At 52.0% G+C, this 13,900-nt stretch carries 13 protein-coding genes; 6 read left to right on the forward strand and 7 right to left on the reverse strand.

Annotation, left to right across the window (positions count from 1 at the left end):
- Position 1: 1 nt before the first annotated feature.
- Positions 2 to 712, reverse strand: a complete 711-nt coding sequence (locus tag WB371_RS10655) for a DUF3053 domain-containing protein (RefSeq protein ID WP_336220032.1) — start codon at positions 710 to 712, stop codon at positions 2 to 4.
- A gap of 441 nt (positions 713 to 1,153) precedes the next feature.
- Here WB371_RS10655 and WB371_RS10660 point away from each other — a divergent pair, with 441 nt between their 5' ends.
- The 4 genes from WB371_RS10660 (at position 1,154) to cueP (ending at position 4,243) form a co-directional block, all read left to right on the forward strand.
- Positions 1,154 to 2,524, forward strand: coding sequence for an MFS transporter (locus WB371_RS10660; protein ID WP_336220033.1), 1,371 nt, complete (start codon positions 1,154 to 1,156; stop codon positions 2,522 to 2,524).
- A gap of 254 nt (positions 2,525 to 2,778) precedes the next feature.
- Positions 2,779 to 3,069, forward strand: a complete 291-nt coding sequence (locus WB371_RS10665) for an HTH-type transcriptional regulator (RefSeq protein WP_336220034.1) — start codon at positions 2,779 to 2,781, stop codon at positions 3,067 to 3,069.
- Positions 3,070 to 3,338: 269 nt separating this feature from the next.
- Positions 3,339 to 3,551 (forward strand): transcription antiterminator/RNA stability regulator CspE, encoded by a 213-nt coding sequence (gene cspE, locus WB371_RS10670; RefSeq protein ID WP_000014594.1) that lies wholly within the window; start codon positions 3,339 to 3,341, stop codon positions 3,549 to 3,551.
- Positions 3,552 to 3,703: 152 nt separating this feature from the next.
- On the forward strand, positions 3,704 to 4,243 hold the full coding sequence (gene cueP / locus WB371_RS10675; RefSeq protein ID WP_336220035.1) for a copper-binding periplasmic metallochaperone CueP: 540 nt from the start codon (positions 3,704 to 3,706) through the stop codon (positions 4,241 to 4,243).
- 186 nt (positions 4,244 to 4,429) lie between these two features.
- On the opposite strand, the gene glyS is transcribed toward cueP, so the two are convergent.
- The 3 genes from glyS to WB371_RS10690 all read right to left on the reverse strand — a co-directional run bounded on the left by glyS (position 4,430) and on the right by WB371_RS10690 (position 7,822).
- Complete coding sequence (gene glyS / locus WB371_RS10680; RefSeq protein ID WP_336220036.1) at positions 4,430 to 6,499, reverse strand: glycine--tRNA ligase subunit beta; 2,070 nt, start codon at positions 6,497 to 6,499, stop codon at positions 4,430 to 4,432.
- Between the two features lie 9 nt (positions 6,500 to 6,508).
- Positions 6,509 to 7,420: a glycine--tRNA ligase subunit alpha gene (gene glyQ / locus WB371_RS10685; protein ID WP_042323214.1), complete on the reverse strand. Its 912-nt coding sequence runs from the start codon at positions 7,418 to 7,420 to the stop codon at positions 6,509 to 6,511.
- Between the two features lie 96 nt (positions 7,421 to 7,516).
- A complete protein-coding gene (locus tag WB371_RS10690) occupies positions 7,517 to 7,822 on the reverse strand; it encodes a YsaB family lipoprotein (protein WP_336220037.1) in 306 nt (101 codons plus the stop codon).
- Between the two features lie 172 nt (positions 7,823 to 7,994).
- On the opposite strand from WB371_RS10690, the gene WB371_RS10695 reads away from it, so the two are divergent.
- Positions 7,995 to 8,990 (forward strand): acyltransferase, encoded by a 996-nt coding sequence (locus tag WB371_RS10695; RefSeq protein ID WP_336220038.1) that lies wholly within the window; start codon positions 7,995 to 7,997, stop codon positions 8,988 to 8,990.
- Positions 8,991 to 9,127: 137 nt separating this feature from the next.
- Here the strand turns inward: WB371_RS10695 and yiaB are convergent, their stop codons facing one another.
- The 3 genes from yiaB to xylA form a co-directional block, all read right to left on the reverse strand.
- Positions 9,128 to 9,466, reverse strand: a complete 339-nt coding sequence (gene yiaB / locus WB371_RS10700) for an inner membrane protein YiaB (RefSeq protein ID WP_336220039.1) — start codon at positions 9,464 to 9,466, stop codon at positions 9,128 to 9,130.
- A gap of 167 nt (positions 9,467 to 9,633) precedes the next feature.
- The gene (xylB, locus tag WB371_RS10705) at positions 9,634 to 11,088 is read right to left on the reverse strand and encodes a xylulokinase (RefSeq protein WP_336220040.1); all 1,455 of its coding nucleotides are present in this window, start codon (positions 11,086 to 11,088) and stop codon (positions 9,634 to 9,636) included.
- A gap of 98 nt (positions 11,089 to 11,186) precedes the next feature.
- The gene (xylA, locus tag WB371_RS10710) at positions 11,187 to 12,509 is read right to left on the reverse strand and encodes a xylose isomerase (RefSeq protein ID WP_336220041.1); all 1,323 of its coding nucleotides are present in this window, start codon (positions 12,507 to 12,509) and stop codon (positions 11,187 to 11,189) included.
- A gap of 364 nt (positions 12,510 to 12,873) precedes the next feature.
- Here xylA and xylF point away from each other — a divergent pair, with 364 nt between their 5' ends.
- A complete protein-coding gene (xylF, locus tag WB371_RS10715) occupies positions 12,874 to 13,866 on the forward strand; it encodes a D-xylose ABC transporter substrate-binding protein (protein WP_336220043.1) in 993 nt (330 codons plus the stop codon).
- The last annotated feature ends 34 nt before the right edge of the window (positions 13,867 to 13,900 follow it).

The following is a 13,900-nucleotide window of genomic DNA, read 5'->3' on the forward strand; positions in this document are numbered from 1 at the left end:
ATCACTGAATTGCGTTTACCGCCGCAGTCCAGGCCTGATTAAATGCCTGATGCTGCGAGGCCAGCGGCCCAATCAATGTGTTGTACTGGCTTGCCTGCTGTGACGTCGGGAACTGAATGCCATTCGCCACAAAGCTCACCTGCGTATCCTGCTGCGCCACAAAGTCACCCACCTGCACAAGCTGCTGGGTCAAAATTTGCGCGGCCGGGATCAGCGGCTGAAGTGCCTCTGAAGGTGTGGTGACCACTTTCTTGTACACCTGATCAAACACCGGCTTCAGATCGTCGGCCTGTTTCAGTGCGCCGTGCGCCGCATCCGCCTGCAATTTCGCATTCTGCAACTGCTGGCCGAGTACGCCAAGAGAGCCGTTCAGATCGCGCAGCGGCCCACGTTGCGTCACATAGTCCTGTGGCGAACGAATGGCATTGATGCTGTCCACAACCGGACGCAGACCGGAATCCATTGCCTGATTCACCTGCTGCGAGTAGCCATACAGAATCGCGTAATCAGAAACAAACGGACCGAACTGCTTTTTCTGATCGGCGGTCAGGGTGGGTAGACGTTCGCCGCTACGCATCACCGTATTCTGCAGAAAATCGACAAACGCTTTGCGTTGGTCGCCTTCTTTATCAAAACACCCACTCAGGCTAACTATCATTAATAACGCCGCAAGAGGCGCAAACCAGCGAGAGCAGGACTTACCTGTCGCCATTTTAATACTCCTTTCACCCAAAAATGCGCACAAGGCCACACGTGTGCCTGACGGCTTACAAGGATAGTCCAGGTCAGGCTCGCAGGATACCCCCTCGGCGCATTCTTGTAGCGGAAATTCACGAGGCGCACCATCCGAATCTGTATTGTTATTTTATTGTTAATCTCGTCACATTTACGCACGCGGCGCCAGGCGTTTTTTCACTAACCAATCCTATGATTTAAAACACATTTATTTAGTTCCCTTGTCCATGCACAGCCAATACGTACGATTATCGCACGTTAACAAAGGCAGGATGATTGCCGGACAGTAACTTCAATGTTTTGATTGAATGAACGATTAACGAATAAACGTTCGATAATCGCACATTTATTCTCAACGCTTGCGGTGGAGAAAATAAAAAGCCTCTGTCCCCCGCTTTTATTCAGCAGGAATGACCGCATGACCAACAAAACAACTGATATTCAAGCGTTTATTAATGAGCATCCCTTCTCAAAGTACCAGTGGATGATTCTTGTGCTGTGCTTTGTGACCGTCGCGATGGACGGCTTCGATACTGCAATCATTGGGTTTATCGCCTCTGATCTCGTTCAGGAATGGGGCGTGGAAAAATCGGCGCTCGGCCCGGTGATGAGCGCCGCGCTGGTTGGTCTTGCCGTTGGCGCACTGACGGCGGGCCCAATGGCTGACCGTATTGGCCGCAAAAAAGTGCTGATTATGTCGATTCTGGTTTTTGGCGGATTCAGTCTGCTTACGGCTTTTGCCGGCACGCTGAACCAGCTCACCGCCCTGCGCTTTTTAACCGGTCTCGGCTTGGGCGCAGCGATGCCCAATGCCGCTACGCTGATGAGCGAGTATGCGCCTGAGCGCCGCCGAGCGCTGCTGGTGAACCTGATGTTTGTCGGATTCCCGATTGGCTCGTCGATGGGGGGATTTATCTCCGCCTGGTTGATCCCACATTATGGCTGGCAAAGCGTGTTGATTCTCGGCGGCGTAATGCCACTGGCGCTGGCCGTCGTGCTCATTTTTCTGCTGCCGGAATCGGCCCGTTATCTGGTGGTGAAAAACAAATCGCAACAGCAGATTGGCGCCATACTGCGCCGTATCGCCCCTCTGCCGGAGACAACCTATTTTGTCCTGCGTGAAAGCGGCCAGGTCAAAGAGAAATCGGCGCTGGGCGTCATCTTCTCGCCCCGCTACGCGCTGGGCACGGTGATGCTGTGTCTCACCTATTTTATGGGGTTACTGATTTTCTATCTGCTGACCAGTTGGCTGCCGCTACTGATCCGTGAAACGGGCGCCACACTGAGTCAGGCCTCCATCATTACGGCGCTGTTTCCGTTGGGCGGCGGCATTGGCGTACTGGCGCTGGGCGCGCTGATGGACAAATTCAACCCGAACAAAGTGGTGGCGGTAGGTTGGCTGCTGACGGGGGTATTCGTCTGCCTGGTGGGATTCTCCACCAGCAGTCTGCTGTTGATGGGCGTGATGGTGTTTATCGCCGGAACCATCATGAACGGCGCGCAATCGTCAATGCCTGCGCTGGCGGCGGGGTTCTATCCCACCCAAGGGCGTGCCACCGGCGTGGCCTGGATGCTGGGGTTGGGGCGTTTCGGTGGCATCCTCGGCGCGTTTAGCGGCGCATTCCTGATGCAGGCGCAACTCGCGTTCGACACCATCTTTACCTTCCTGGCTATACCGGCGCTGGTTTCAGCCCTGGCGTTAATGGTGAAACACTGGATCGGCAAACGTCAGTTTTCCACACCGGTTGTACCGGCAGAAACGCCAGGTAACGCCCCTCAAAAAGCCTGATGATGCCCCCGGCAGGTTATTTCCTGCCGGGCAATACGCAGATTTTCGTAATCTTTACAATTCTCCGGCACACGCCGGATATAGCGTCCTTTATCAAATCCTTAGCAAGCTAAAAATCCGCCCTCCGCCTGCGCTGAAACGAATCCGGTTAGTGCCTAAAACTGTGACGTCCTCCAAACTTTCACTTTACCGACTATTCTTAACAGGCTTCGATGAAATTCACGATCCCGCTGTGTGATTTATAGGAGTTCTCAATGGAATCTAAAGATCCTATGCTTGAGCTGCTGAGCAGCCTGGAACAAATTGTTTTTAAAGAAGAATCATCAAGAATTACCCTGACACAAAAGCCGAATCCCTTTAGCGAGTTTGAACAGTTACGGCGCGGAAGTGGGCTCAAAACAGATGATTTTGCCAGAGCGTTGGGTGTGAGTGTTGCACTGGTGCATGAGTGGGAATCAAAACGCGTTAAACCCTCCAGTACCGAATTGATATTGATGCGCCTGATACAGGCTAATCCAGCATTAAGTAAGCAGTTAATGGAGTAGTTTTTTGTTTTATGAACGGTCCTGGTCCAGGGCCGTTTTCCGACCACTTAATCAAACAAAGGAAAATAACAGTTGCATCACTTGGCGTTACATGAGTTAATGCGCTCCACGGTTTGACGTACAGACCATTAAAGCAGTTTAGTAAGGTAGTCCCCTTCAAGAGTTATCGTTGATACCCCTCGTAGTGCGCATTTCCTTAACGCTTAAAAAATCTGTAGAGCACGCCATATCGCCGAAAGGCACACTTATTTTTTAAAAGGTAATACACTATGTCCGGTAAAATGACTGGTATCGTAAAATGGTTCAACGCTGACAAAGGCTTCGGCTTCATCACTCCTGACGATGGCTCTAAAGACGTGTTCGTACACTTCTCTGCTATCCAGAACGATGGCTACAAATCCCTGGACGAAGGTCAGAAAGTTTCCTTCACCATCGAAAGCGGCGCTAAAGGCCCGGCAGCTGGCAACGTAACCAGCCTGTAAGCTTAAAAAGCTCAGAATTCAAGATCCCTGCCAAACGGCGGGGATTTTTTTTTATCTGCTGTCTTTGCACTACTTTACCTGCGCGGCATTTGACCTTTCCCTAAGGGGAAGCTTTATAGTGAAAACCCTGTTTTTCACATGGAATTGTCGCTATGCCTAAACACCCCCTGTTACTCGCATTTGGTTTGCTCTCCAGTAGCGTCGCGTTTGCGGCATCACCAGAATCCGCGTTCCTTGCTGAGCATGGCCTTGCCGGGAAATCGGTCGAGCAGATAGTGGATACCATTGATCAGACGCCACAGGCTCGCCCGCTACCCTATTCTGCGTCGATCACCAGCACCGAATTAAAACTCGCCGCCGATGGGCAAAAGTACACGTTGCCGCTGGGTGATAAGTTTTATCTCTCCTTTGCTCCCTATGAACGACAGACGCACCCGTGCTTTAACCACAGTCTTTCCGGCTGTCAGGGCGAAATGCCAGACACCACGTTTAATGTCAAAGTGACGGACAAAAAAGGCGATGTGCTGATTCAGAAACCACTCAAAAGCTACCAGAACGGGTTTATCGGCGTATGGCTCCCGCGTAATATCGAAGGGACTCTGGAAGTGAGCTACAACGGCAAGACGGCCTCCCATGCGATTGCCACCGGGAATGACAGCCAGACCTGCCTGACGGAATTGCAGTTGCAGTAACTTTTCCTGTTCCGTCTATAAAAAAACCTGCCCAAGGGCAGGTTTCAGCGCGTTAAAAACACAGGCGATAGTTTTTGCCGGATGACGGCTGGTGCCTTATCGGGCCTACACTGTGTTCTGTAGGCCCGATAAGCTCGCGCCATCGGGCACTTCAGCGTTTGTTTGCGGTGGTGACTTGCGCGATGTTTACTGCAGCAGCGAAATATCCGCTACGCGCAGGAACAGTTCGCGCAGTTTTTCGAGCATGGAGAGACGGTTGATACGAAGATCTTTATCTTCAACGTTCACCATCACTTTTTCGAAGAACAAGTCGACCGGCTCACGCAGTTCCGCCAGTTCAACCAGCGCATCCTGATAGCGGCCTTCCGCAAAGTACGGCTCAAGCTTGTCACGCAGCACGACAACCTGCATCGCCAGCGCAATCTCTTCCGGCTCTTTCAGCGTCGAGGCGTTCACACGTTCGTTCAGCGTCTCTTCGGACTTCGCCAGGATATTGGAAACACGCTTATTAGCCGCTGCCAGAGCAGACGCGGCGTCCAGTGAACGGAAGTGGGAGACCGCTTTCATACGCGCATCGAAATCCGCCGGACGGGTCGGACGACGCGCCAGCACCGCCTGGATGGTGTCCACGGTGTAGCCTTCGTCCTGATACCAGGCGCGGAAACGGCCGAGCATAAAGTCGATGACGTCATCCACCACATTCGCGTTGGTTAGCTTATCGCCATACAGACGTACCGCTTCTTCGGTCAGGGTCTGCAGATCCAGGTTCAGGTTCTTCTCAACGATAATACGCAGTACCCCGAGCGCGGCACGACGCAGCGCAAACGGGTCTTTGTCCCCTTTTGGATGCTGACCGATACCAAAGATACCCGCCAGCGTATCCATCTTATCGGCAATCGCCAGCGCACAGGCAACCGGGTTAGACGGCAGGTTATCACCGGCAAAACGCGGCTGATACTGCTCGTTCAGAGCGACAGCGACATCTTCCGCTTCGCCGTCGTGACGCGCGTAGTGCATGCCCATCACGCCCTGCGTGTCGGTGAATTCGAAGACCATGTTGGTCATCAGGTCACATTTAGACAGCAGCCCGGCACGGGTCGCGTGGTTAACGTCCGCGCCAATCTGACCGGCAATCCAGCCCGCCAGCGCCTGAATGCGATCGGTTTTGTCACGCAGCGTACCCAGTTGCTGCTGGAACAGCACGGTTTGCAGACGCGGCAGATGATCTTCCAGACGTTTTTTGCGGTCGGTGTTAAAGAAGAATTCCGCATCCGCCAGACGCGGGCGCACAACCTTCTCGTTACCGGAGATGATTTGCTGCGGATCTTTGGACTCGATGTTCGCAACGAAGATAAAGTTTGGCAGCAGTTTGCCGTCGTTAGCGTAGACCGGGAAGTATTTCTGGTCACCTTTCATGGTGTACACCAGTGCTTCAGACGGCACCGCGAGGAATTTTTCTTCGAATTTCGCCGTCAGCACCACCGGCCATTCCACCAGCGAGGTGACTTCTTCCAGCAGACTTTCGCTCAAATCGGCGTTACCGCCAATTTTACGCGCCGCTTCTTCGGCATCCGCTTTGATTTTAGCTTTACGCTGTTCGTAATCCGCGATGACTTTACCGCGCTCCAGCAGGACTTTAGGATACTGATCGGCATTGTCGATGGTGAACTCCGGTTCGCCCATAAAGCGATGGCCGCGAATCACACGATCGGACTGGATACCCAGAATAGTCGCCGGAATGACCTTGTCGCCCAGCAGCAGAGTCACGGTGTGAACCGGACGCACAAAGTGCACGTCAGACGCACCCCAGCGCATCAGTTTCGGGATCGGCAGTTTCGCCAGCGACGTGGCTATCATGTTCGGCAGCAGCGTCTCTGCGCGTTCGCCTTTGACGTGCGCACGATAGAGCAGCCATTCGCCTTTATCGGTGGTCAGACGCTCGGCCTGGTCAACGGTAATTCCGCAACCTCGCGCCCAGCCTTCTGCCGCTTTGCTCGGTTTGCCTTCAGCATCAAAGGCCTGAGCAATCGCCGGACCGCGTTTTTCAACTTCGCGATCGGGTTGAGATTCTACCAGATTTGCGATTTTCAGCGCCAGACGACGCGGCGCAGCAAACCATTCAACGTTGCCGTGTGCGATGCCAGCGTTATCCAGCTCCGCAGTGACGTTCGCAGCAAAGGACTCCGCCAGGCTGCGCAGGGCTTTTGGTGGCAGCTCTTCTGTGCCGATTTCCACCAGGAAAGTTTTCTCAGACATGGCCGCCTCTTATTTATCTTTATTGCACATCGGGAAGCCGAGGGCTTCACGGGAAGCATAGTAAGCTTCTGCCACTGCTTTGGTCAGGGTGCGAATACGCAGAATGTAGCGTTGACGCTCGGTGACGGAGATGGCTTTACGCGCATCCAGCAGGTTGAAGCTGTGGGCGGCCTTCAGAATACGTTCGTAAGCAGGCAGCGGTAGCGGAGTTTCCAGCGCCAGCAGTTGCTGCGCTTCTTTCTCGTACTGCTCAAAACAGGTGAACAGGAAGTCCACATCCGCGTATTCGAAGTTATAGGTGGATTGCTCCACTTCGTTCTGATGGAACACGTCGCCGTAAGTGGTTTTACCCAGCGGCCCATCGCTCCAGACCAGGTCGTAGACGCTGTCTACGCCCTGAATGTACATTGCCAGACGTTCCAGCCCGTAGGTTATTTCACCGGTGATCGGTTTACATTCCAGACCGCCAACCTGCTGGAAGTAGGTGAATTGCGTCACTTCCATCCCGTTCAGCCACACTTCCCAACCCAGTCCCCAGGCACCCAGCGTCGGGTTTTCCCAGTTATCTTCCACGAAGCGAATGTCGTGAATGGTCGGGTCCATACCCAGCTCTTTCAGCGACCCAAGATACAGCTCCTGAATGTTGTCCGGAGATGGCTTAATCACCACCTGGAACTGATAGTAGTGCTGTAAACGGTTCGGGTTTTCGCCGTAGCGCCCATCGGTAGGACGGCGAGAAGGTTGCACATACGCCGTAGCCATCGGTTCCGGTCCCAACGCTCGCAAGCTGGTCATCGGATGTGAGGTGCCTGCGCCAACTTCCATGTCCAAAGGTTGAACAATGGTGCAGCCCTGACGAGCCCAGTAATCCTGTAATGTCAGGATCAGGCCCTGGAAGGTCTTGGTATCAAACTTTTGCATAGTATTTCGTGCTGGATACGTGTGGTTTTAAATGGAAGGGGTCAGTATACCCTCTGACTGCAAGATATACAGTATGAAACGGGAAAAAGGCAGGGCTTAGCGCATGGAAAGATGTAAAAACTGCCCATCCGCGTCAAAAGAGCAGACAAAACTCTCTTTACGGAAGGTATAGCCGCGCATCTCATAACTTCCCTGAAATTGTTCGAAGCCGGTAACATCAATTTTCTGCGCCCCGGTGTTATAACGCCGCGCCGCCTGATCTTTGCATAGCGCTTCCATATCCAGCGTTCGTGTTGCACTCACTTTCACTTTTTGCGCTTTTTGCGTTGGTGGTTGCTGAGTGTTGACACATCCCGCCAGCAAAAAAACGACCATTGCGGAAAAGAAAGATTTCATCATCATTTATTACCGCCTAATTTAGTGGCCAGTCTTATTATTACGTTCTCTATGGCAAACGCATTTTGCGAACCTGATTGGGCCACCACAAGCTTTAGCGTAAAAACTCAGATTATTCCAACGGGACAAGCTGACGAAATGTGAGTCAGACCCTTTTTAAGCGAAAACAGAGGAACTGATGCAGCCCAAAATTTTCTGGATTGATAACCTGCGAGGGATCGCCTGTCTGATGGTGGTCATGATCCACACCACGACCTGGTATATCACGAATGCACAGAGTGTCAGCCCCGGGAGTTGGGATCTTGCTAACATACTGAATTCCGCCTCCCGCGTAAGCGTACCGCTGTTTTTTATGATTTCGGGTTATCTCTTTTTTGGTGAGCGCAGCGCGCAACCACGCCATTTTTTACGTATCGCCCTCTGCCTGCTGTTTTATAGCGCCGTGGCATTGATTTACATCACGCTGTTCACCTCGATTAATGCCGAGCTTTCTTTAAAAAATCTGCTGCAAAAACCGGTGTTCTATCACCTGTGGTTTTTCTTTGCGATCGCCGTGATCTACCTGGTTTCACCGTTGATTCAGGTGAAAAACGTCAGCGGTAAAATGCTACTCGTGTTGATAGCGATGGTTGGTATCATCGCCAACCCGAATACCGTGTCGCAAAAAATTGGTGGATTCGAGTGGTTACCCATCAATTTGTATATTAACGGCGATACGTTTTACTACATTGTGTACGGTATGCTGGGGCGAGCCATCGGTATGATGGAAACGCAAAAACGCTCCCTTTCCTGGCTGTGTGCGGGGCTTTTCTTCGTCTCCGTATTTGTGATTTCACGCGGAACGCTGCATGAATTGCAGTGGCGTGGTAACTTTGCCGATACCTGGTATCTTTATTGCGGACCGATGGTTTTTATTTGCGCCATTACGCTACTGACGCTGGTTAAAAACACGTTGAATAATCGAACAATTCCAGGTCTTGGGCTGATATCCCGCCATTCGCTAGGAATATATGGATTCCATGCGCTCATCATTCACGCATTACGCACCGGCGGTATTGACATTAAACGCTGGCCGCCGCTGGATATAGTGTGGATATTTGGTGCCACCCTCGCAGGCAGTTTGCTGCTGTCTATGCTCTTACAGCAGATTGATACGCGCAGACTGGTCAGTTGAGAATAGAATGCCCGGTCTTCAAACCGGGCATTCCAGAGATAATGATACCGTCCTCAGGCAAAACGTCGCTTCAGACGACGAAACAGATAACAAACCAGCCAACCCCAGAGCAAAATGTTTTCCTTATTTTTACTTTTTTATTGACGTAAAATTCTAACCAACCCCAGCAGACTGACAAAAAGGGCTACGGGATAGAGACCCCGCTCACCAGGCGACAGGGGCGCGTTGAGGATCCCAACCAGAAACAGCCCCAACGTTATTAGTGCCACCATCTGGCACACCGAAATGAATCTATCATCCAGTTGTCCGCGTTTTTCCTCACGCAAATAGACGTAAGTCAGAAACATTGCGGTCAATAAAACCCCTAAAAAATAGCCCTTCCCGCTTAATAACGGACAGGCCAGCCATAAACCAATCATGTAAGTCAACGTACCTGAAATGAACAACAGCCAAGAGATTAACGTTGCGCTTTTCACTGGGATCTCCTTATCAAACAGGTGCAGATTAGGGATAAGCGATGGGAGACAACAATGGAAAATCGTCAGTGAATGGAATTTCAGAATAAATCCATGTAATTAATGTATTGATGGATTTTTGATATACATTGCATTAATCCCTCCTGTCCTCCAGGAGGGATTCTGGTTCAGGACATCAGCGGAAGTAATTGCTGATAAAGACGTCGGAAGGTATCACGACGCTGTAGATAAACAGTATGGCGCTGTGCATCAGGCGTGTGCGTTTGCTCAAGCGGAAGTTGTGGTAACAGTTCTTCAATTGGCCTTTCAGGATTCATCGCAATCTGCGCCAGGCGCGCTGCCCCCAAAGCCGGGCCCACATCCCCTCCGGTACGGTAGTCCAACTGCAATCCGCTGATATTCGCCAGCATTTGCCGCCAGTATCCACTGCGCGCGCCGCCCCCAATCAGCGTAATGCTGCGAGGTTTGACGCCACAGGCATGTACCACATCCATCCCGTCAGCCAATGCATACCCTACGCCTTCCAGCACGGCACGTGCCAGTTCAGCCGGGCCGTGCTGATGGGTCAGGCCAAAGAAAACGCCTTTTGCCTGGGGGTTATTATGCGGTGTGCGTTCACCGGATAGGTAAGGAAGAAACCAGACAGGATCTGCCGCATCGTCGGCCTGCTGCGCGGCATCAATCAACGACGGCACGGTCACCAGCCCCGTTAAGTTTGCCGCCCAGTCCAGACAGGAAGCCGCACTTAACATTACCGACATCAAATGCCATCGTTCAGGCAGCGCATGACAGAAACTGTGCACCGCGCTTTCCGGCTTACTCAGAAAACCCTCACTGACGGCAAAATAAACGCCCGACGTACCCAGCGAGAGCATAGCCTGATCGGCATTTACCATACCCACACCGACCGCACCAGCGGCATTATCACCCCCGCCGGCTACCACGGAGATCGCTGGCATATTCCACGCCGTCGCCACTTCAGGCAGTAATGTCCCGGTTATCTCTGGACCTTCAAATAAGGCTGGCATATGGTCACGGTTCAGGCCACATGCGTTCAACATCACATCACTCCAGTCACGCTTTTCCACATCCAGCCACATCGTTCCCGCTGCGTCTGACATGTCACTGGCATACTCACCTGTCATGCGTAAGCGCAGATAGTCTTTTGGCAGCAGCACCTTCGCAACCTGGCTGAAAACCTCAGGTTCGTGACGCTGAACCCATAGCAACTTTGGCGCGGTAAACCCCGGCATCATCAGGTTACCGGTGATCGCGCGTGACTGCGCGACCCTGGATTCAAGCAACGCGCATTCCTCGCCGCATCGCCCGTCATTCCATAAAATCGCTGGTCGCAGAACCTTCTGTTGGCTGTCGAGCAGCGTCGCGCCGTGCATCTGTCCGGCTATCCCCATCGCTTTCACTGCGCTTAACGCATGCTGTTGACTCAGTGCCTTTATCGCACGGTCTGTCGCCAGCCACCACTGTTCCGGGTCCTGCTCCGACCATAGCGGATGAGGACGGGAGACGGTAAGTTTTTCCGTTTGCGTCGCGACAACCTCACCCTGCTCATTGAGCAAAATCACTTTTACGCCTGAGGTGCCAAGATCGATCCCGATATACATAAAGTGGGCTCCTTAACTGAAAGTGCCCGGTGGCATAACGCTCACCGGGCCAGTAAAACCACAGACCGGACATCCACCACGCCGTCCGGCGATGTCGATTATTTGTCGAACAGGTAATGATTCACCAGGTTTTCCAGTCGCTCCTGATGGCCGCTCTGATGCACTGGCGCCAGATTATGCTGTTCGGCGTACTGCGCCAGTTCACTTAACGACATCTGCCCTTTCAGGATCTGCTGGCCCAGTTCGCTATTCCAGCCGGCATAACGCTTCGCGACACGTTTATCGAGCTCGCCATCTTCAATCATACGCGCCGCAATTTTCAGCGACAGCGCCATGGTGTCCATCGCGCCGATGTGACCGTAGAACAGATCGTACTTATCGGTGCTCTGGCGGCGAACCTTCGCGTCAAAGTTCAGACCACCGGTGGTGAACCCGCCCGCCTTCAGAATTTCGTACATCACCAGCGCGTTCTCTTCCACGCTATTCGGGAACTGGTCGGTATCCCAACCCAGTTGCGCGTCGCCACGGTTGGCATCCACAGAACCAAACAGACCCAGCGCAATGGCCGTCGCAATCTCATGATGGAAAGAGTGGCCTGCCAGAGTCGCGTGGTTAGCCTCTATGTTGAGTTTGATCTCTTTTTCCAGACCGAACTGCTTGAGGAAGCCGTAGACGGTGGAGGCATCGTAGTCGTACTGATGTTTGGTAGGCTCCTGCGGTTTCGGCTCAATCAGCAGCGTCCCCTGGAATCCCGTTTTGTGTTTGTGTTCCACAACCATCTGCATAAAGCGACCAATTTGCTCACGTTCCTGACGCAGGTCCGTATTCAGTAACGTTTCATATCCTTCACGCCCCCCCCACAAGACGTAGTTCTCCCCCCCCAGTTTGTGCGTGGCATCCATCGCTGTCACAACCTGAGTCGCCGCCCAACTGAAGACTTCCGGGTCCGGGTTCGTCGCCGCGCCCGCGCCATAACGAGGATTGGTAAAGCAGTTAGCCGTTCCCCACAGCAGTTTTACCCCACTCCGCTCTTGTTTCGCCGCCAGCACATCCACCATCTGAGCAAAGTTATTTTTGTACTCTTTGAGTGACGCGCCTTCCGGGGAAACATCGACATCGTGGAAGCAATAAAAAGGGACATTCAGCTTGTGGAAAAACTCAAACGCGACGTCAGCTTTACGCTTCGCCAGCGCCAGCGCATCACCCGGTTGCTGCCATGGGCGATCAAATGCCCCCACACCAAACATATCGGCGCCATTCCAGCAGAAGGTATGCCAGTAACAGGCGGCAAAACGCAGATGATCTTCCATCCGTTTGCCCATCACGACTTCATCAGGATTGTAATGACGGAAAGCTAATGGGTTAGTGGATTGAGTGCCTTCATAACGTACGCGTTCGAGTTGGTCAAAATATGCCTGCATAATGAACTCCATAATCAGGGAATACGGCGGGGATAGGTAATGCCGTAATATTGAGCACTCAATAGCGGTTGCTCAATTATGTTATTTCACTCTGCTATTGAGATAATTCACAAGTGTGCGCCAGCTCGCAAAATAAAATACCCACTTGCAAGAAATGGGTATTCCACAGACATAAATGCAACATACAAACCTGCCGATAAAAAATACGATCCCGGTCATAATTCAGGAAATAAACCAAATATCGTAATAGAAAGATAAAAATCTATAATTGTCTTCCCCGTAGTAATTGCTAAAAATCTGCAACGTCTTACGCTGTGATTGTTACTTTTATTGTTGCTTTCCCCTAACAAAAGGCATCACGATTATGAAGATAAAGAACCTCTTACTCACCGTCTGCGCCTCCCTTGTTCTGACCAGCATGGCGGGACATGCCAAAGAAATCAAAATCGGAATGGCCATAGATGACCTGCGTCTTGAGCGCTGGCAGAAAGATCGCGATATTTTCGTTAGTAAAGCGGAGTCGCTTGGCGCAAAAGTCTTTGTGCAATCTGCCAATGGTAACGAAGAAACCCAGATGTCGCAGATTGAAAACATGATCAACCGCGGTGTCGATGTCCTTGTTATTATTCCTTATAACGGACAGGTATTAAGTAATGTCGTGAAAGAAGCAAAACAAGAAGGGATTAAAGTATTAGCTTACGATCGCATGATTAATGACGCGGATATTGATTTTTATATTTCCTTCGATAATGAAAAAGTGGGCGAATTACAGGCTCAGGCTTTGGTTGAGCGTGTCCCCCAGGGGAATTATTTCCTGATGGGCGGCTCTCCTGTTGATAATAATGCCAAGCTCTTCCGCGCTGGCCAGATGAAAGTGTTAAAACCCTATATCGACGCTGGAAAAATAAAGGTTGTTGGCGATCAGTGGGTTGATGGCTGGTTACCTGAAAACGCGCTGAAAATTATGGAAAACGCATTAACGGCGAATAACAACAAAATTGACGCCGTTGTCGCCTCCAATGACGCGACTGCCGGTGGTGCTATTCAGGCACTCAGCGCCCAGGGACTGTCAGGAAAAGTGGCGATTTCAGGCCAGGACGCCGATCTTGCGGGCATAAAACGGATTGTCGCGGGTACGCAAACAATGACGGTCTATAAACCGATTACGCTGCTGGCAAACACCGCTGCAGAGATTGCCGTCGAACTGGGCAACGGACAGCAGCCAAAAGCCGATGCTACGCTGAATAACGGTCTGAAAGATGTTCCCTCCCGTTTGCTGACGCCTATTGACGTCAACAAGAACAACATCACTGAGACAGTGATCAAAGACGGTTTCCATAAGCAGAGCGATCTCTAAGCGCGGCGCCCCGGCGCAGGTCGTGGGCGCGCAT

This window comes from Citrobacter amalonaticus (assembly GCF_037053465.1).
Classification (GTDB): Bacteria; Pseudomonadota; Gammaproteobacteria; order Enterobacterales; family Enterobacteriaceae; genus Citrobacter_A; species Citrobacter_A amalonaticus_H.